14 protein-coding genes are annotated in these 20373 nt (G+C 34.0%); 6 read left to right on the top strand and 8 right to left on the bottom strand.

Annotated elements, in window-relative coordinates; genetic code table 11:
* Nucleotide 1 precedes the first annotated feature (1 nt).
* The 3 genes from ABD077_RS14535 to ABD077_RS14525 all read right to left on the bottom strand — a co-directional run bounded on the left by ABD077_RS14535 (nucleotide 2) and on the right by ABD077_RS14525 (nucleotide 3350).
* Nucleotides 2-1078, bottom strand: coding sequence for a mannose-1-phosphate guanylyltransferase (locus ABD077_RS14535; protein ID WP_343913022.1), 1077 nt, complete (start codon nucleotides 1076-1078; stop codon nucleotides 2-4).
* 8 nt (nucleotides 1079-1086) lie between these two features.
* The gene (locus ABD077_RS14530) at nucleotides 1087-1680 is read right to left on the bottom strand and encodes a SprT-like domain-containing protein (protein WP_343913020.1); all 594 of its coding nucleotides are present in this window, start codon (nucleotides 1678-1680) and stop codon (nucleotides 1087-1089) included.
* Nucleotides 1681-1781: 101 nt separating this feature from the next.
* Nucleotides 1782-3350 (bottom strand): vWA domain-containing protein, encoded by a 1569-nt coding sequence (locus ABD077_RS14525; RefSeq protein ID WP_343913019.1) that lies wholly within the window; start codon nucleotides 3348-3350, stop codon nucleotides 1782-1784.
* 195 nt (nucleotides 3351-3545) lie between these two features.
* Between ABD077_RS14525 and ABD077_RS14520 the strand changes: the two genes are divergently transcribed.
* From ABD077_RS14520 to ABD077_RS14495, 6 genes are all read left to right on the top strand, one after another.
* Nucleotides 3546-4397 carry a hypothetical protein gene (locus ABD077_RS14520; RefSeq protein ID WP_343913018.1) on the top strand — a complete coding sequence of 284 codons (852 nt, stop codon included), beginning with the start codon at nucleotides 3546-3548 and terminating at the stop codon, nucleotides 4395-4397.
* Nucleotides 4394-4876 carry a hypothetical protein gene (locus ABD077_RS14515; RefSeq protein ID WP_343913017.1) on the top strand — a complete coding sequence of 161 codons (483 nt, stop codon included), beginning with the start codon at nucleotides 4394-4396 and terminating at the stop codon, nucleotides 4874-4876. Before ABD077_RS14520 ends, ABD077_RS14515 begins: the two co-directional genes overlap by 4 nt.
* A 196-nt stretch (nucleotides 4877-5072) precedes the next feature.
* Complete coding sequence (locus tag ABD077_RS14510) at nucleotides 5073-5471, top strand: hypothetical protein (RefSeq protein ID WP_343913016.1); 399 nt, start codon at nucleotides 5073-5075, stop codon at nucleotides 5469-5471.
* Between the two features lie 109 nt (nucleotides 5472-5580).
* Nucleotides 5581-8502: a GH92 family glycosyl hydrolase gene (locus tag ABD077_RS14505; protein WP_343913015.1), complete on the top strand. Its 2922-nt coding sequence runs from the start codon at nucleotides 5581-5583 to the stop codon at nucleotides 8500-8502.
* Nucleotides 8502-9506 (top strand): isoaspartyl peptidase/L-asparaginase family protein, encoded by a 1005-nt coding sequence (locus ABD077_RS14500; RefSeq protein ID WP_343913014.1) that lies wholly within the window; start codon nucleotides 8502-8504, stop codon nucleotides 9504-9506. Before ABD077_RS14505 ends, ABD077_RS14500 begins: the two co-directional genes overlap by 1 nt.
* Before the next feature lie 10 nt (nucleotides 9507-9516).
* Nucleotides 9517-10830, top strand: coding sequence for a sugar MFS transporter (locus tag ABD077_RS14495; RefSeq protein WP_343913013.1), 1314 nt, complete (start codon nucleotides 9517-9519; stop codon nucleotides 10828-10830).
* Nucleotides 10831-10923: 93 nt separating this feature from the next.
* On the opposite strand, the gene ABD077_RS14490 is transcribed toward ABD077_RS14495, so the two are convergent.
* From ABD077_RS14490 to ABD077_RS14470, 5 genes are all read right to left on the bottom strand, one after another.
* Complete coding sequence (locus ABD077_RS14490) at nucleotides 10924-13908, bottom strand: GEVED domain-containing protein (RefSeq protein WP_343913012.1); 2985 nt, start codon at nucleotides 13906-13908, stop codon at nucleotides 10924-10926.
* Nucleotides 13909-14016: 108 nt separating this feature from the next.
* A complete protein-coding gene (locus tag ABD077_RS14485) occupies nucleotides 14017-14745 on the bottom strand; it encodes a copper homeostasis protein CutC (protein WP_343913011.1) in 729 nt (242 codons plus the stop codon).
* 18 nt (nucleotides 14746-14763) lie between these two features.
* Nucleotides 14764-17070 carry a glycoside hydrolase family 20 protein gene (locus ABD077_RS14480; protein WP_343913010.1) on the bottom strand — a complete coding sequence of 769 codons (2307 nt, stop codon included), beginning with the start codon at nucleotides 17068-17070 and terminating at the stop codon, nucleotides 14764-14766.
* 3 nt (nucleotides 17071-17073) lie between these two features.
* Entirely contained in the window at nucleotides 17074-19566 is a 2493-nt protein-coding gene (locus ABD077_RS14475) for a beta-mannosidase (RefSeq protein WP_343913009.1), read from the bottom strand.
* Between the two features lie 111 nt (nucleotides 19567-19677).
* Nucleotides 19678-20358, bottom strand: coding sequence for an SDR family NAD(P)-dependent oxidoreductase (locus ABD077_RS14470; RefSeq protein ID WP_343913007.1), 681 nt, complete (start codon nucleotides 20356-20358; stop codon nucleotides 19678-19680).
* Between the last annotated feature and the right edge of the window lie 15 nt (nucleotides 20359-20373).

Below are 20373 nucleotides of genomic sequence, written 5' to 3'. Positions count from 1 at the left end.
ATTATCCGTATTTTTCCCCGTAGGTCTCTTTAACTTTTTTCAGTACTTGTTTTATGTCTTGCTCTTTCTTTTTAGGATAAATTAATAGTACTTCTTTTTTATCCACAATAATATAATCATTTAGACCATCAACAACAACTATTTTATCATCCGACGTTCGAATCATATTCCCCGATGCATCTTCCGAAAGTACCCTAGCATTAACGATCGCATCATTACTTTCTGTTTTTTCTAATTTATCATACAAAGAGCCCCAAGTTCCCAGATCGTTCCAATCAAAAGTAGCGGGAAGTACATATACATTCTTAGCATTTTCTAAAATAGCATAGTCTATAGATATGTTTTCCGCAAGAGGGTAATTATTCACTATAAAATCTCCTTCTTCATTGGTATTGTAGACATCCATTCCTTTTTCGAACAATGCTGTCATTTCTTTTTGAAATTCTTTAAAAGCACTCAAAATACTATTGGCACTCCAAATAAAGATTCCTGCATTCCACAGATAATTTCCTTGACTCAAAAACTGTTTTGCAGTTTCATAATCCGGTTTTTCGGTAAATTGAGCTACTTTTTTAATAAGCTTAGCCTCTTCTTGATACTGTATGTATCCGTATCCAGTATTTGGAAAAGTAGGTTGAATACCCAATGTCATTAAAATATTTTGAGCGCTACAAGCTTCAAAACACTGCTGTAAATTATTGGTAAATGCTGTTTCATCCTCAATCCAATGATCACTCGGCGCCACCACCATCACAGCATCAGAGTTTTCTTTATGAATCTTTAAAGCTGCATATAAAATACAAGGAGCGGTATTTCTCATTGCTGGCTCAGTTACTACTTGTCTTTGTGTCACCTTTGGAAGTTGACTTAATACCAGATCATTGTAACGTTCATTGGTAAGGATAAAAATATTCTCGGTAGGAATAATTTTTTCTAAACGTTTAAAAGTTCTTTGAATCAATGTTTCTCCAGTTCCTAACATATCGTGGAACTGTTTTGGAAACTCTGTGGTACTTACAGGCCAAAAACGAGACCCCACGCCGCCGGCCATTAAAATAGCATAATAGTTTTTTTTCATAAGTTCATTTATAATAGTTCAACTTCAGCATTGGGGTTAAATAGGTAAATCCTACCTGTGCTGATTTCAATACACTCGTATCGTTTTACGCGTTTATTCCCTCTTTGAAAAATTTTTCCATTATACAATCTGAATTTTCCTCCCAACGGTATTTCAAAGATATAATTTTTATCATTCTCTGGGTCATATTGTTTTAACGCAAGTGCTAATTTTGCATCAGTATCACTACTTGCTCTTGGATTTTTAAAATGATTTGCGATAACAGGTAATAATTTTGATGGAAAAATGTCCGGATTAATGTACGGAAGCATTAATTGCTGAAAAGTACGTTTCCACTCAATACCATGAGGTTTTATATAACGCCCGTATTTCTCAAAAGCTACTAAATGAGCTATTTCGTGAATTAAAGTGATTAAAAAACGATATGAATTAAGAGAAGCATTTACAGTAATCTGATGCCTACCATCGGGAGTCTTTCTGTAATCACCATGCCTTGTAACTCGTTCATTAACAATTTTAAGATGCACATTGCATTTTACGATAAGGTCAAATGCTGGGTCTAATGCTCTTTCCGGAATGTATCTTGCTAAGATTTCCTTCATTTTCGCAAAATACAAAATAAAGCGCATCTGCTCGATGCGCTTTATTTAAATTATGATTTCTTTTTTCTCCAAAAAATCACCAAATTCAAGATTCTATATTTCTATTTCTCCTGCTCATAATTTTCATAGCTATTCATTAACCGTATAAATTCCGCTCTATAACCTAACTCATCATCTCCTCTGTTCTCTTGTGCAAGTGAAATGATATCGGCCACTGCTCTATTTTCTAAATATTTAGAGTTTCTTAATTTCATTCCATACCAAGCTACCGAAGCAGCAAATCCAAAATCACTGGACATTAATTTTTCGGAACCCATTTTATGTGTATGGATGATTTCTATACTTTGATCTTCTTTTGGTTTTTTATATCGAAACTTTACTGTGAATAATTCATCCCGATAAGAATTATTAGTTTCTTTTTTTGTATACTTCAAATTGGAAATATCTTTAAGATACTTGCTTTCTACACCTACTGGAATTACTTCGTATAAAGCAGTGACAGTATGTCCACTACCTAATTCACCCGCATCTTTAGTATCATCTATAAAATCTTCATCATGTAACAAACGATTTTCGTATCCTATTAATCGGTATGCTTGTACTTTATTAGGGTTGAATTCTACCTGAATTTTTACATCTTTTGCAATTGTGTAAAGCGTTCCTCCAAATTCTATTCCTAATACCCTTTGTGCTTCTTGCATAGAATCTATATACGCGTGATTTCCATTTCCTGTATCTGCAAGTACTTCTAACTTACTATCCTTATAGTTTCCCATTCCAAAACCTAAACAAGTAAGAAATACTCCTGTTTTTCTTTGCTCCTCGATTAATTCTTTCATTGCTACATCACTACTTTCTCCCACATTAAAATCACCATCAGTAGCTAGAATAACTCTGTTGTTTCCATTTTTTATAAAATGCTCCTGAGCTATTTTATAGGCAAGCTGAATCCCTTCTCCACCGGCAGTAGATCCACCCGCTTCTAAATTATCTAGTGCTTCTAATATTTTCTCTTTATTTTTACCAGATGTTGGTTTTAAAACCACACCAGCAGCTCCCGCATATACTACAATCGACACCTTATCTTTTGGTCTAAGCTGTGCCACAAGTAATCTAAAAGCTTTCTTTAATAAAGGAAGTTTATTAGTAGCGTTCATAGATCCAGAAACATCTATTAAGAAGACAAGATTGGATGCAGGAAAATCATCTTTCTGGATTTCTTTCCCTTTAATACCAATTTTTATTAATTGGGTACCTTCATTCCATGGAGTATTGACTTCTTCTGTATGAATTGCAAAAGGATGTTGATCTTTTGGTTGTTCATAGCTATACTTAAAGTAATTAATCATTTCTTCGATCTTCACAGCATCTGCAGGAATCTCTTGGCCATTATTAATCATTCTTCGAATATTACTGTAGGAGGCTTTATCAACATCTATGGAGAATGTAGATAACGGTGAAAGCGCTACTCTTTTAAAATCATTTTCTATAATTTCTTTATAATTTTCAGCATTAGCTGCTGTCTCTAAAGCAAGTTTATCATTTGTATCTAACACGATACTTTCTGTTACATTATAACTTCTATTCGTATACTGATTGCATGAACTTAATATCATCATACCCAAACCCAGCGTTACATATTGGATTTTCTTAATTCTCTTTGTTTTCATCATTATTTGTTTTTACATTGTTAAACTGAAAACAAACCTAGTATCATCATAATAGAGATGTTTGTAGAACCTTTGTAAAACCTTTGTAAACTATTTTACAAAACCTAAAACACTATACTCCAACAAATTGTAATCGAAAAAACAAAAGAACATATCGTTTTTTCTCTTCTCAAAAAAAAGGTAGCAATACAATTTTTGAAGAATAATTCTGCCTCTACTAATGATATAACCGAGTGGAAAGGGCAAGATATTATCTTATTTCAAGAAGACTTAAAGAAAGAAGTAAAGAGTAGTATTAGTGAAAAGTCATTCTATAATTATTTTAAAACATCTTCCGAAAAAATCCCAAGAGTTGACATTCTTAATATGTTATCTGAATATTGTGGCTATGAAAATTGGAATGATTTTAAGACTCAAAATTCTAAGATTATATCCAACAATACCAAAAAGAAAACTACAAAACGGAAATGGATTGTTTTCTTTCTTATTGGAATCTTATTTATTACCTCAGCGTACTTTTTGATCCCAAAATCAAACACCTTTAATTTTTGTTTTATAGATAGAGACAGAAATGAACCGATTACTAAAAACCCTATCGAGATTATAGTACTCAATAATGAGCAATCTCCTTACTATACAAAAAGTGACAGTTTAGGCTGTTTTACCTGGACAACCAAAGATGATTTTATTCATTTTGTCATTAAATCACCTTATCACAAAACCGATACCATTTTTAGAAGTATATCTACTATAACTAAAGAAAATATCAGGGTGAGTACAGATGATTATGCTTTAATGCTTCATTATTATGCCAATGGAAAATTGGATAATTGGAAGAATAGAAAGAAGGAATTATCAAAAATGATTGCCGATGATGCCGTGATATTCCAAGTATTACCATCGGGATTAGGAATAGAAGTATATTCTAAAATAGAATTTATAAATAAGCTAACTACCCCAACAAAGAGCTTGCAAAATATTGAGATTATCGAATCCAGAAGATCCGAAGGACAAGTTGTTAAATTAAAATTTAAGATCAAATCATGAAACAACTTATGTATATTCTCATATCATTTATACTTCTAGGGTGTTCCAACAACTCTTATAAAAACATGGAAGCTACTGAAGTGAGCAATGATGAAATTGTTATGGATTCTTACGAAGAAGAAATGTCCTTTGATATTCTTGAAGATTCATACACGATTCTAGTTTCTGAAAAATTACAAGACTACCTGGATAAACAGCTACTCATTCAAAAACATCCGGAATTTAAAACCGCAACTGACACTGCTTATTTATTCGATCTCAAGAATCGTAACTACATTGAAAAAATAAGGTTTCTAGATCAACCTAAAAACTTTTCGGACTCAATTACAATAATAACTACGGAAATTCAGTTTAGTAACTTAGAAAAAGACACAGTTATTTCTTACATCAAAACTTCTTCGACCCTGATCGATGGAGTTAAGTTTAGAACCTCTAAAGTTTCTTTTGAAAGGTTAAAAACCTCCAAAAAACAAAAGTAGCATCCTTGTTTTTATCTGATTTTTACGGTTTTACCACCTAATTAAACCTATAAAACCATTAAAAACAGGGTTGTTTATCGTAAAAAAATTAACATTTATCGAGTATTTTAACTTTTTAACTTGTTGTTAATCAATTATTAATATTTTTGAGACCCAAGATTTAACATTTGGAAGGGAAAATTTAAAGGAAAAAGTTATGAGAATTTTTACATTTTTAGTAGTACTTATGATCTGTTCCTCTAATATGGCGCAAGATCAATTGGAAGTTCAGACGGAAACAGTAGAACTAACCAAAGAGCAGAAAAAAGAAGAAAAGAAAAAGAAAGAAGCTGAGGACAAAAGATTTAACGAATTAGCAGAAAAAAGAGCCGTTTTATTACAGCAGGAATTAAATCTAAGCAATTATGCCAGTGAACGTATCAAAAAAATGATCATTAAATACTCGAAGCAAGCGAATAAGGTGATTCAATCCAATGCTTCTGCTAGCGAAAAATCCAAAGATTTAAGTAATATCGTGTACTTCCAAAACGAAGATTTTAAAAAAGTACTTACTGTACACCAGTTTTATAAGTATTTAAAACTTAAGAATATCTAACAGATTTACAATAAAAATTCGCCTCATGAGCGAATGCTCTCTATATGATGTAATACGTCATTAGTTTTTTAGTACCTTAGAAGCGTTAACGTTAAGATTCACACAACTTATGACGTCTTTTTCTAAGGTATTTGCAATACTTTCAATAACTTTTTTCTTTTCTTGCACACAAAAACCCATCATTCATCCAGCTACTAGTGATGTTCCACTTACTAGTTATGTTAATACATTTATAGGTACAGGTGGCCATGGACACACATATCCAGGTGCAACAATGCCCTTTGGGATGATGCAATTAAGCCCTGATACCCGACTAGACGGTTGGGATGGTTGTTCTGGATATCATTATACAGATTCCTATATCTATGGGTTTTCACATACACATCTTAGCGGTACCGGAGTTTCGGATTACGGAGATATCTTATTAATGCCTACAGATACGATTGTTTTTAATAATGGAGCAGATGGTCAAAATGGTTATCGAGCACATTTTTCACATGCTAACGAAAAAGCCACTCCAGGATTTTATCAAGTACATTTAGACACTACCAATATAGATGTAGCTTTGACAGTAACCAAAAGAGCGGGCATACACCAATACAAATTCCCAAAAGTTCAAAAACAAGTGGTGATTTTGGATCTAGAACATAGAGATGCTTTACTCGATCATAACATAAACATCATTTCTGATACAGAAATTAATGGCTATCGTCATTCCAAAGCATGGGCAGAAAAACAATTGTTGTTTTATCATATGCGATTTTCAAAACCAATTACCAACAAAACTTTTAACGAAAATAGAACTAAAGTAGCCTTAGAATTTGATAGCAAAACCTCTGAAGAATTAAGCATCCGTATAGGAATCTCTGCAGTTGATGAAGAGGGTGCTTTACAAAACCTCACTACAGAAGTTGGCAATAAAACCTTTGATCAAATCAAACAAGCAGCTAATGACAGTTGGGAAAAAGAGCTTCAAAAAATAGTAATCGAAAGTCCTAATACAGATTACAAAACAAATTTTTATACGTCTTTATATCATACGATGATCGCTCCTAATTTATATCAAGATGTGGATGGACGTTATCGTGGCATGGATCTCAACATCCATAACACCAAAGACTTTGAATACTACTCGGTATTTTCTCTTTGGGATACCTATCGTGCAACCCATCCTCTGTATACGATCATTGATCAAAAAAGGACTAATGATTATATCAATACATTTTTGGCCAAATATGATGAAGGTGGTATTATGCCAATTTGGGATCTAGCCGGTAACTATACCCATTGCATGATTGGATATCACGCTGTACCAGTCATTGCTGATGCTTACCTAAAAGGAATTTCGAATTATGATCCCGAAAAAGCATTACAAGCGATGAAACATAGTGCTACTCAAAACAAATTAGGGTTAGCATCTTATAAAAGTGGAGGTTTTATTCCTGTGGAAGAAGAGGCAGAATCGGTATCCAAAACCCTAGAATACGCGTATGATGATTGGACGATTGCACAAATGGCTCAAGCAATGGGTAAATCTGACGATGCAAAAACTTATACCCAACGTGCTCAATATTATAAAAACGTTTTTGATCCGTCTACCAAATTTATGAGAGGCCGTTATAGAAATACATGGTTTACACCTTTTGATCCTTATGAAGTAAACTTTAATTATACCGAAGCAAATTCATGGCAGTATAGCTTTTATGTGCCTCAAGATATCTCTGGGTTCATCGAACTAATGGGTGGCAAAGCAGTGTTAGAGCAGCAATTGGATGCACTTTTTACCGCAAAAGATCAAACTTCTGGAGCGCATCAAGTAGATATTACCGGACTGATAGGACAATATGCACATGGTAATGAACCTAGTCATCACATAGCTTACCTCTATAACTTTATCAACAAACCACACAAAACTCAAGAAAAAGTACACGAGATACTTACCAAGTTATATACCAATACTCCCGATGGGATTTCTGGTAATGAAGATTGTGGACAGATGAGTGCCTGGTATGTGTTAAGTAGTTTAGGGTTTTATCCAGTTACTCCTGGTAGTGATTATTATGTGATTGGTACTCCATTATTCGAAAAAGGAACGATACAATTAGAAAACGGAAATCAATTTACTATTGTAGCAAACAACATCAACGATGCTAACAAATATATCGCTAGTGCTTCTTTAAACGGAAAAGAGTATCCATATACCTACATCAAACATCAAGATATTATGAATGGAGGTTCGTTGGTGTTTGAGATGACAAACACTCCTTCAACTTGGGGAACCAATGACAATGATATCCCAAAAACACAAATCGAAGAACACTTAATTACCTCTCCTCCTTTTATAGCAGAAGGTGATATTGCTTTTAAAGAGAAATCTCAAATTACTTTGCAAAGTATCAATCAAGAAGCAGAGATCTTTTTTACATTGGATAATGATGAGTTTCGTAAATATAGTACTCCAATAACTATTACAAAACCTGCTATCCTAAAAACTTACGCAACAGAAAAAGGGATAAAAAGTCCAATTATAGAAACCGAATTTTTTAAAATTAATCCTAATCTAAAAATAACACTCGAGAATGAATATGCCAATCGCTATAATGGTGGTGGACCCGATGCTTTAATTAATGGTATCAAAGGAGCTATGGATTATCGTTCAGGTTCATGGCAAGGCTTTCATAATAGAGATCTTATCGCCTCTTTGGATTTAGGATCAATAAAAAATATCAACACCATATCCATTGGTTTTCTAGAAGATCAAAGAAGTTGGATCTTTTATCCACAAAAAGTAGAATTCTGGATCTCTGAAGATGGAAAACAGTGGAATCCATTAGATAAAAACACCTTTATAAAATCGCCAACTCCTTCTGCGGAAGTATCTATAAAAAAGATAGATGTTTCCTCTATTTCTAGGAAAGCCAAGTTTATAAAAATCAAAGCGCAAACCGTTGGAACCATTCCAGAATGGCATATTGGAAGTAACTATGATGGGAAAGCCTGGATTTTTGCCGACGAAATCACTGTAAACTAATGAAAAGACGAAAATTTATTCAAAACACCTCACTAACCAGTGTTGGGATTACTTTAGGAACCACATTAATAAGTTGTAAAGAACAATCTGAGGAACAACCACAAAAAGAAAAAGAAATTATGACAAATACAGCCTCTACTCCAATTGCAGTATGTACATGGCGTTTTACCAAAGCAAATGCAAAAGCTGGAGAAGCACTAGCTTCTGGAAAATCTGCGTTGGATGCTGTTATCGAAGGAGTTGCTATAGAAGAGGAAAATCTAATAAATACAACTGTTGGAAAAGGAGGTGCTCCAGATCGAGAAGGTAATGTAACATTAGATGCTTGTGTCATGAACCCTGAAGGAGATTACGGTGCGGTTTTGTGTGTAGAGAATATCACTAATGTTGCCGCTTTAGCCAGAAAAGTTATGGAAGATACTCCACATGTTATGCTTGCCGGTGAAGGAGCAGAAGAATTTGGATATCAATCTGGATTTACCAAAGAAAACTTACTCACCGAAGAATCTAAAAAAGCATGGGAAGAATGGAAAAAAACTTCAGAATACAAACCAATCATTAATATCGAAAATCACGATACCATAGGCATGCTAGCGATTGACAACAATGGAGATATTGCAGGTGCCTGTACCACATCGGGCTTATCGTATAAAATGAAAGGTCGTGTTGGTGATTCTCCTATCATTGGATCCGGTTTATTTATAGATAATGAAGTAGGTGGCGCTATGGCTACAGGAATGGGCGAAGAAGTTCTAAAAACTGTTGGGAGTTTTCTAATCGTAGAATTAATGCGTAATGGTATGAGTCCTCAAAAAGCATGTGAAGAAGCGATTCGTCGTATTGTGACTAAAAATGATAAATACAAAGATTTTCAAGTAGCCTATGTAGCTATTAATAAAGCTGGAGAAATTGGTCATTATTGCATTCATGAAGGTTTTTCTATTATGAAATATCAAAATGGAGTTAATGAGAATGTACTTACTAAATTTTATCATACCTCTTAAAACCATAGACATGTCAAACAACACATCATATCGTAGTTCTTTTATCTTGTTAACCCTACTCTTTTTTCTTTGGGGTTTTATAACTGTGCTGGTAGATTCTCTAATTCCAAGATTAAGAGAACTATTTACTCTATCCTATTTTCAGGCTGGTTTGGTACAATTTGCCTTTTTTGGCGCTTACTTTTTATTATCAATCCCAGCTAGTTATATCCTGTCAAAAATTGGGTATAAAAAAGGAATTATCTTAGGATTATTAACGATGGCTACTGGTTGTCTACTATTTTATCCTGCAGCTTCCTATCGAGTTTTTGGAATTTTTATGCTAGCTTATTTTATACTCGCTGGCGGAATGACCATTTTGCAAGTGGCTGCTAATCCTTTTGTGGCTGTACTAGGTAGTGAAGATGGAGCATCGAGTAGATTGAATCTTTCCCAAGCATTTAACTCTTTAGGAACTGCAATTGCACCAGCTGTAGGAGCACTATTTATTTTGAGTGATAGTATCAAAAGTAAAGAGGAAATTGCACAATTATCAGAAAGTGCTAAAGAAACATATCTAGCATCCGAAGCAGCTGCTGTTCAAAATCCTTTTTTGGGATTAGCAATATTTATTATTGCTATTAGTGGGATCTTTTTCTTCGCAAAACTCCCAAAACTAATTAATGAAACATCCAGTGGTACCTATGCACAGGCTTTTGCTAAAAGGGGACTAGTGCTAGGAGTACTAGGAATATTCTTCTATGTAGGCGCAGAAGTAGCTATTGGCAGTTATTTGGTCAATTATTTTCTAGACATGAATATGGTCCCTCTTATTAAAGAGAGTAGTACTATGATGAATATCGCAGATTTTGTAGCTACCATTTTCTTTAAAAGTTTGGAAGGTGCAGATGCAAAAGCACTACTTGGAATTTTTGTAATCTTTTATTGGTCTGGTGCTATGATTGGTCGCTTTGTTGGGTCCTATCTTACCAAAATCATGAAACCAGGAAAAGTTTTAGCACTTTTTGCTTCTTTGGCAATTATATCGATATTAATTTCAATAGCTAGTAGTGGTTACATAGCTATGTGGAGTATTCTGGCAGTAGGATTATTTAATTCCATTATGTTTCCAACTATATTTACTTTGGCAATCGATGGACTGGGAGATTTAAAACCAAAAGCTTCGGGACTATTATGCGCAGCTATTGTTGGAGGTGCAATTATCCCTCCTCTATTTGGTTTACTAACTGATCATGTTGGCTTTAAGCTTGCATTTATTTTAGTGATTTGTTGTTATGGATATATCCTATATTATGGGTGGATAAAAAGTAGAACTATCACATAATCTTAAAAACCAACTTTCGTCCTAAAAAAACAAAGCGGTTGCAACCTATGAATTTTGTTACAACCGCTCGCAAATTCTAATCAACCTAAAATATTATTGCACTGCTACTTTTACAGTTTTCACAAATCTATTGCTACCATCGCCTATTCTAAAGAAATATAGACCTGTTGTTGCTTGTGCCATATCTACATTAATTCTATACTCATTTCCTATTCGGCTAAGAGAAGCTGTTTTTAATTGCTGTCCTAACATATTAAATACTCCGATATAAATTTCAGTATCGAGTGTATTCTGTGGAACCAAACTAATTTCAAATTTGTTATCTGGTTTTGTTAACACCGTTAATTGAGCATCGTTAAATTCTCTTTCATCCACACTTAATGTCTGATCAATTTCTACGGTATAATCATGAACCTCTCCAAAAGCAAAATCACCACAGGGATCATTAACATCTCCAGCTGCCGATGTATCCATTGCTTTGGCTCTTAAAATATGACTCCCTGGATTAGCTCCTACAGGAATTACTAAATTAAAGTCCTCTAAAACACCAAAAGATTGAAAAAACTCTCCTGCAATCAACTGTTCAGATGGTTCAAATATAAAATTATCATTAAAATCAATCCATACAGAAAGAGCCTCAACACCAGCCCCATCTATCCAATTATGTTGTGCCTGTAGTATATATTCGTTATCTCCATCAACATTAGATAATACAGTAGACAGGTTAGTACGGTCTGAATATCCGGTTACATCAAGTCCTCCTTCAGTATTACACCCACTACCCCCGTCATCGGCATTAATCGTGTTTAGAATAAATTGTTTAATTCCATCTACGTTACATCCACCGGCTGTTGGTATACAAACTGTATGTGAAACGCTTTTAGAAAAGCTATCATTACTTGCTACTTGATCTCCACTAAAATTTGTTTTTGCATCGATGACATAAGTAACATTAATGGTACTTAAATCTGCTTGAGTTGTAAATGTATAACTAGCAGTTTCTAATGGCGCTATTGGTCCTGCAAAAGTCTCTACAACCGGTGTACCACCATCTAAAATGTATTGCACTTCTATATTAGTAGCAGTTTCTCCTCCAAAATTAGTGATATCCACTATTACATCTTCTAAACCTAATCCCGTTCCTGTAGAAGGAGCTGTAATATCAACAATACCTACATCTCGCGCTAGTAGACTTCTAACTTCTTTCGAAGTATCATCATTTTGAACTATTCCATCACCTGTTAATACAGTATTCGCTTGGATAGTATAAGTCTGTCCTTGATTGGATAGATCAACCGTTGCAGTAAACGTATAATTAACCGATTCGTTAGGATTTACTGTACCTGCAAAAGTTTCTGTTGCTATTAACACCCCATCTACTCTTAATTCTATAGGAATATTTTGTTGAGGGTCTGTACCATAATTTCTGATACTTACCTCCACCGTTTCTGCATTTGTGAGCAAACCATCACTTGGAGAAAGAATTGCACTGACTCCTACATCATCAGCTAAATCAGTAATAAGACTAAAAGATGCAATTCTGGTAGCCCATAAATTATCATCTGTAAAATATTCTGCCGTATGCCAAAAAGTACGTTCGTCAGGATCCATTGTTAAGTGAGAATAATCTCCGAATCTATTAGATATCGTTTGTACCCCTGCACCATCTATTATAATGGCTTCGGCTAATGTCATCTCTCCTAAAGGATCATTAACAGACCTTCCTGTAAATCTAATACCTGGTTCTAATGTTGCGCTTGCAATATTAAACGCTAATCCTATATTTCCTAAAGCATCTATACATCCACTCCCCATAAATCTACTATGTCCATCATTTGGAGCATACGTTCCTTCTTGGTATACTGACCAACCTTCGGTATCGCTATTTCTTAATTCTATCCAACGAATTCCTGCGGTATCATTACCATCCACATCCACATTAAAAGTAATCAACCAAGAATTATGATCTGCAAAAGATCGATAATTCGCTGCATATGATATAACACCTCCAATCATATCAATTTTTTGAGAAGTTCCTGGTTGTTCAACATCTCCCGTCCCAAAAGGTGCAAAAACACTATCAAAAGGAGTAACGGGAATATCTAAAGGTTGTGAGATTGTGCTGTTAGACGGATTAGCAAAATCGATCTCAATTTCCCATATTTTTAATTCATCTTGGGTAATTGAATTGCTCCATCCATCATCCTGAAAATACACGATATACCCAGGTACATCTACTGGAAAATCACCTCCTACCAGATTTGCTGGTTCAGGGCTAAAAACCGTATTAGGATTTCTTTCAATTCCAGGAAGGTCAAATCCAATAATTTGAGCGTCCGGGTCTCCAGCAATCATAGCTTCACGATCTAAAACATATGTAGTATTACCTATTCCTTTATTTGCTGTAAGATAATATCCATCTGGCCAGATAGCATAATGAGGATAATCAGGAAATGCATCCAAAGGAAACTCATACATATTATAAGCACCCGTTGGATCAGGAGTTTCTGAAATAGCTACAATTAAAGCATTATCGGCAACTCGGAATTGGCTAACAAAAAATCGATCTGCCAAATGATCATACATGATTATTGGATCTCCATCATTGTTACCAGAACCTAAAAAATCTGATAATGATGTAGGACCTGCCAATACATTTCCACTTTTATCAAATATTTTTATAGCAACATTAACCCCATGAACATAATGGTTAGGACCAACCGCGCCTGAGGGATCAGGAGGTAAGAAACCCCCAGACTCATTCCTATCCGTACCTTCAAAATTAACTCCAAGATTATTATTAGAATTAATTCCAAATGCCTGCTGTCTTTTAGGATCAGGACCTATCGGCAAAGCATTTTGATTTACTTTTTCATTAGCTCGAAGGTTATTGAAAATAACCGTAAGCTCTTTTACTGTTTCTTTTGCTTTTGATTGATTTACCGTTGGATAATCTTTAAACGGTTTGGTTTTTCCTTTGTAGTTCCCTTTTGCGATTGTACTTGGACCTACCTCTTGTTGTGAAAACAAACTTGTTATGCAGAGAACACATAACATACAAAATAAAATTCTTTTCATTTTTTTGAGTTAAGAGTAAATATTAAACTGTGTGACATATAATAAAACAGTTAAATAATTACAAACCCTACTTTAAATTGAAATATTTCGAAATATATAATCAATCTTTTAACAAATTGTTTTTATAAGCTGTTGAATTTTTTGTGAGTCAGAAAATACAGTCACCTGATCATCAAAAAGTTTTAAACTATTCATACTAAGTTTAGGAGTGACTTTATCTCTTTTTATAGTAATAGCAGATAAATGTATTTCTTCGAAATTATTGTCTTTAAAAACTTTAGCATTATCCACGTTAATTCCCCCTCCAGGTAAAATCTTTAATTTTGAAACTTTATCCCTTAGCTTTACAAGTAAATTAATACCATCCAGTGCTTTTACCTCCTGACCTGATGTTAAAACTCGATGTACTCCTATCTCTTCTAAAATTCGAATTGTCTTTTCTGGATTAGGGATCCAATCAAAGGCTCTATGAAATGTAAAAGATAGTGGTGAAGCAAGCTCAATCAATTCTTCAGTCCTTTTTTGATCAAGTGTATGATCTTCGTGTAAAACTCCAGAAACAATTCCAGTGCAACCTATGGACTTGCAAAAAACAATATCTTTTTTCATAATATCGAATTCAGTATCTGAATACGTAAAGTTTCCGCTCCGGGGTCTAATCAATACATGAATAGGAATAGCAATTTCTTCTACAGTTTTTTTTATCAAACCATAAGAAGGAGTAATTCCTCCCACTGCCAATTCTGAACATAGTTCAATTCTATCTGCCCCTCCCTTTTCCGCATTCACAGCAGACTCAAAGGAATTCGCACAAATCTCTATTGTAATTGTTTTCACAGAATGATATACTATTTATTATTCTACAATAATTTCATCAATAAACGTCCAGGCTTTATTTCCTGCTCCTTGTAGCCCTTCAGGAATAACACCGTAATTTTTGACTTTTATCTTTATAAAACGACATTTTATATTGTTATCAATTGCAATTGGCACAATTGATCCTTCTAAAAATTTCACATCTAACTCCTTAGAAACTCCGTTGGAATAAGAGACATTGTCCTGAGAGAAGGAAACTTCAACCTTTTTGGGTGCATAAATCCACTGTCCATTTGCATTATAAAACCGGGTTTTTATTGCATGTATTTCTGATACTTGTTTTAGATCTATAGTAATTTCCACGTCGTCTCCCCAAAATCCTAACCATTCTTTATCTCCATACCTATTATTACTACCATTTATCCCATTTATTAAAGCCTCTTTACCACCAGCATTGTATGATGGATGTGGTTTTGTATTCATAATTACGGCAGCACCAATCGCTTTATGTATCAAAAAATTCTGAGTAAATAAAGCTCCTAAAGGCTCTTTTCCTTGAAAGACATTCGCTTTTAGCGTATAATTTTTTTCGATCAAAATAGGTTGGTTATATACTAATGAAGTTCCAACCGGATCAGTTCCATCTAAAGTATATCTAATTGTTTTATCCTTAAAAAATGTTTCTAAAGAGTACTTTACATTTTGATTAGTAACATCTATATCTCCATTAATTTCATATAAATGATTTGCATAATGAATACCTAGCATATCTAATCGTTTTTGAAAAGGTACTAATCGATTTATAAAATCGGAATAATTCTTTGTTTCAGTTGGACTCCAAACTACTTCACTTAATGCTATAGCTCTAGGAAATGCCATATAAGTTACTTTATCAAAAGTTTTCATATACTCTGTCCAAACATTTCCCTGAGCTCCAATAATGTATGTTGCTTCTTCTTTTGATATCCCGTCTGGAATTGGCTCAAAACTATATACTTTCTCTAACGGCAAATAGCCTCCTATCGCCAGAGGTTCATCGGTTCTATCACTTTGATAATAATCAAAGTAGCAATGAGAAGATGGTGTTAAAATAGCTTTATGCTTTTCTTTAACCGCAGAAATAGCTCCTTCTGTACCTCTCCAGGACATTACCACAGCATTTGGCGCTAAACCACCTTCTAGAATTTCATCCCAACCAATAATTTTTCTTCCTTTACTATTCAAGTATTTTTCAATTCTTTTGATAAAATAACTTTGTAATCCAAACTCATCTTTAAGTCCTTCTTTCTGAATCAGATTCTGACAATATTCATTAGCTTTCCATTGTGCTTTTGGGGTTTCATCTCCTCCGATATGAATGTACTCGCTCGGAAAAAGTTCCATAACCTCATCCAACACATCTTGTAAAAAAGTAAATGTCTTTTCGGTTGGACAATACACATCTTCAAAAACTCCCCATTTTGTGGCAACTTCTATATTTTTATCTCCACAACCAAGTTCTGGATATGCTGCAATTGCGGCTTTAGAATGCCCTGGCATTTCGATTTCAGGGATGATCGTAACATTCCGTTCTTGCGCAAATGCAACAATCTCTTTTACTTCTTCCTGTGTATAAAATCCTCCATATTTTTTTCCATCAAATTGATGTGGTTGATCATTATAATGGCCTACCAAAGTCTCCTTTCGATACGCTCCTACTTGTGTCAGCTTCGGATATTTTTTGATTTCGATTCGCCAACCTTGATCTTCGGTAAGATGCCAATGAAACGTATTGAACTTTAATAAGGAAAGAATCTCTATATATTGTTTGATATCCTTAACAGAAAAAAGGTGTCGCCCTACATCTAAATGCATTCCACGATACGAAAATCTAGGCGCATCAGAAATTGAAATCACTGGTAATTGTAAAGGGGTATTACAACTATTATTTTCAAAACAAGGCGGGAATAATTGTCGTAACGTCTGGATTGCATAGAAACTACCTTTAGGATCTTTGGAACGGATCAAAACTTCTTTCTCAGAAATGGTTAGTTGATAACCTTCTATATTAGTGATGGTAGTATCTATTTCAAAAGAAACAAAATTCGAATTTTTAGAAGTTTGTATTTCCAACGATTTTCCAATTCCTTTTTCAACCAATTTATTAAAATACGCTACAGTTTTTTTAAGATCTGGATGATATTTTATGGATGTATTTTGAGAAAACAGAAAATGACCTTTTCCTACTTTTTGTTCTTTTGGCAGAGGAATAAGACCCTCAAACACTACAGGATCTTGAGCCTTACTACAGCTACTGATTAGATAGAAAATTAATAGAATTTTTATATGACTTATCCTCCTATACATTTCTTACACAGATGTAGTTTTCATAACATTATTCAATGTTTTGATTTTGATATCTTCAAGCTTTATATCACCTTTAGTTTGAAATAAAAGCTTTTTGGTTTCTCCGGGTAAAACATCAAAAAAATTATCTTCAAAATGTCCTTTCTTATCAGTGTACAGAAATACATCTTTCTGTAATGATGAAGATGAAACTATTATTTCGTATCCGTCGGAAACCTTGGTTATCTCTAATTGCACATTATGATCAGGCAATCTTAGATCTTTAGGACGCACCAAGTAAAAATTAGCTTTTTCACCATCAAATTCAGTTGTTACTACTACATTTTTGGGGTCTACAATTTCATTTGGTATTTTTTGCTCCAATACTTTTGTTGAGGCATTCGCTTTAGCTTTTACATTCACTTTATTTTTCCACAATACATTCCCTTCAAAATCCATGAACGTTATCTTTAAAGCTCCTTCTTTGGCATGAAGATGATCATTCACAACATGTAGATATAAAGAATCATTTTTTACTTGTGAGGACAGTATTAAGTTTTCAAAACTTCTCTTTGCTTTGTAATGCAAGGCTTTCCAGTTTCCTAATCCATCGATTCCAGACCATGACACTACTGGCCAACAATCATTAAACTGCCAATATAGCGATCCCATATTATAGGCCATTGCTCTTCTATGGGCATGAATACCTTTCGTTATACCATACGCTTGTAACAATTGACTAACATATACATAATCTTCTGGATCGGACGGAACCGGAAAATCTCTTTCCATATATTCTTTAATTAATGAAAATCCTCTATTATGTTTTTGATGTGTTTGGAAACTAGAATGATTAATATTGATGCTATCTAACTGCGTAAAATATTTAATTGCTTCATAGGATGGAAAAGATTGAAATCCATATTCGCTCATAAACCTTGGAATCTCTTCTTCAAATCTTTCAAAAGGTAATGCATCATGCCATACTCCCCAATCATGTGCGCTTCCTTCTAGCTTAAATCTTTTATCTGCTCGTCCGTATTTAGGAGAACTTTCCCAATAAGAGTTATCTGTTAAACTTGCTACAGCTTCTGGCAAGACTCCGTTAAAAAGCTTTTGATAATTGCTCCATATTTCTTCTTTTTCTTCTTCGGATCTATCGATTTGCCAACCCCAATTATGCCAAGCTTCATTATTTTCATTATTGCCACACCAAACAGCTATACTTGAATGATTACGTAATCTTTTGATATTGTCTACAGCTTCTTGCTTCACATTTTCTAAAAACTCATCATCACCAGGATACATCGCACAAGCAAACATAAAATCTTGCCAAACTAGGATTCCATTTTTATCGGCTAAATCGTAGAAAATATCTTCTTCATAAATTCCTCCTCCCCAAACACGAAGCATATTCATATTGGCAGCCATAGCATCTTTAAAGATTTGCTGATAATCCTCAGTCGTTACTTCTGGTTGAAAAATGTGCTGAGGAATATAGTTGGCTCCTTTCATGAATACAGGAATGTCATTTAACTTGAAATAAAAAGTACTTCCTACACCATCTTGATCTTGTATTAATTCTATAGTACGTAATCCTTTCTTAACACTCTTGGAAAGAATCTCTTTACTACCTTCCATTATTTGTAGCTTTATATCGTATAGATATGGATCTCCTAGATTATGAGTCCACCATCTTTTAGGATTCAAAATCTCAAAATCGAAATCGTATAAGTGATTACCTGGCACTGATGGAATCTCTTTTTGTAAAACAATAGAGTCATTTACAAAGACCTTATATGTAAGCTCAATTTCTGATGTTATGGTAAGATCCAGCTTTGCTTGCAACGATGCTTTTTGATCTGTAAGGGATTGTTGTTTGAGATATAAATCATTTAAAAAAACATCATCCCAAGATTCTAGAATAATTGGCCTCCATACGCCAGAAGTAATGAACGTAGGTCCCCAATCCCATCCATAGTGAAATTGCGGCTTACGAGTAAAAACTCTTCCCGATACCGGAAGTTCATAAGCTAGTTTACTCATCTTTTGTTTTTCGATCGTATCAGTATGCTTAAATATAATTCTAAGCGTATTCTCTTTCCGAACTCGATTAGAAACATCAATATTCCAAGTTCTAAAAGCATTATATGTATTGATCAATAAACTATCATTCAAAAAAACAGTAGCATAGGTATCTAATCCTTTAAACTGAAGTTGATGATATTTTCTCTTTAACTGTTCTTCGTCTAATTGAAATGTAGCACTATATTCCCAGTCTTCATCTGAAATCCATTGTAGTTTCTCTTCATTATTACCAATAAATGGTTCTTCGATTTTCTTGTTCTTCAATAAATCGGTATGAACGGTACCAGGAACATTAGCAGGAAGCCAAAGTGTATCTCTCGTATTTTTAAACTTCCAATCCTGACTGATTTCTGTGGTAAGATTCGATTTTTCTTTTGCACAGGAAATTAAGATTACCAATAGCAGAAGTAATCCAATTTTTTTAGACATATTTAAAATGATTTTGTGAGCATTTATTAAGGAAAATTAGCTTCTCTAAAATAGAAAAATTAATCTACTTAAATAAATAACACTTAAAATCAAAATTTAAGATGTAATGAATTAAGGAGTGGAACTTGAAACTTGCATTACCTTACCATTGTAAAACTTATTTCCGGTAAGTGCAAAATTGGTAATGTAAGTTGCCATTTCTATTGCCGTCAATGGTGCTTGATACCCTGGAAATGCTTCTTCCAACATTTCTGTTTGTACTGCTCCTAGTGCTAATACATTAAATGCTATTCCGCTTTCTTTATACTCTTCTGCCAATAATTCGCTTAAAGTAATAACCGCTCCCTTGCTAGAACTGTATGCCGCTAAACCCGGAAACTTCATACTTCCCTGAATTCCCCCCATACTACTTACAGTTACAACATGACTTCCGGATTTCATAAAAGGCAGTAATAAACGTGTGATTTCCGCAACCCCAAAAACATTTACTTTATATACTTCTTCAAATTCTTCGGAACTAATTTCTGCAAAAGGTTTATTCAACAATTTACCTGCATTATTGATCAAAATATCTACGCTATTCCAATTTTCTTTAATATAACCGGAAACTTTTAAAAGATCATCGGAACTACATAAATCACAAGAAAAAGCATGAATATTCTTGTGGTTTAACGCTGATATAGGTTTTTCATTTCTTGAGAGTGCAAGTACCTGATGCCCTTCATCTGCGAACAATTTTGCCATTTCGAATCCTATTCCCCTACTGGCTCCAGTAATTATTACGTTTTTCATCTGGTTGTTTTATCG

The organism is Aquimarina litoralis (genome assembly GCF_039523995.1).
GTDB classification, from domain to species: domain Bacteria; phylum Bacteroidota; class Bacteroidia; order Flavobacteriales; family Flavobacteriaceae; genus Aquimarina; species Aquimarina litoralis.
The sequence above is the reverse complement of the archived record's forward strand: the minus strand, read 5'-3'. Positions and strand labels throughout refer to the sequence as shown.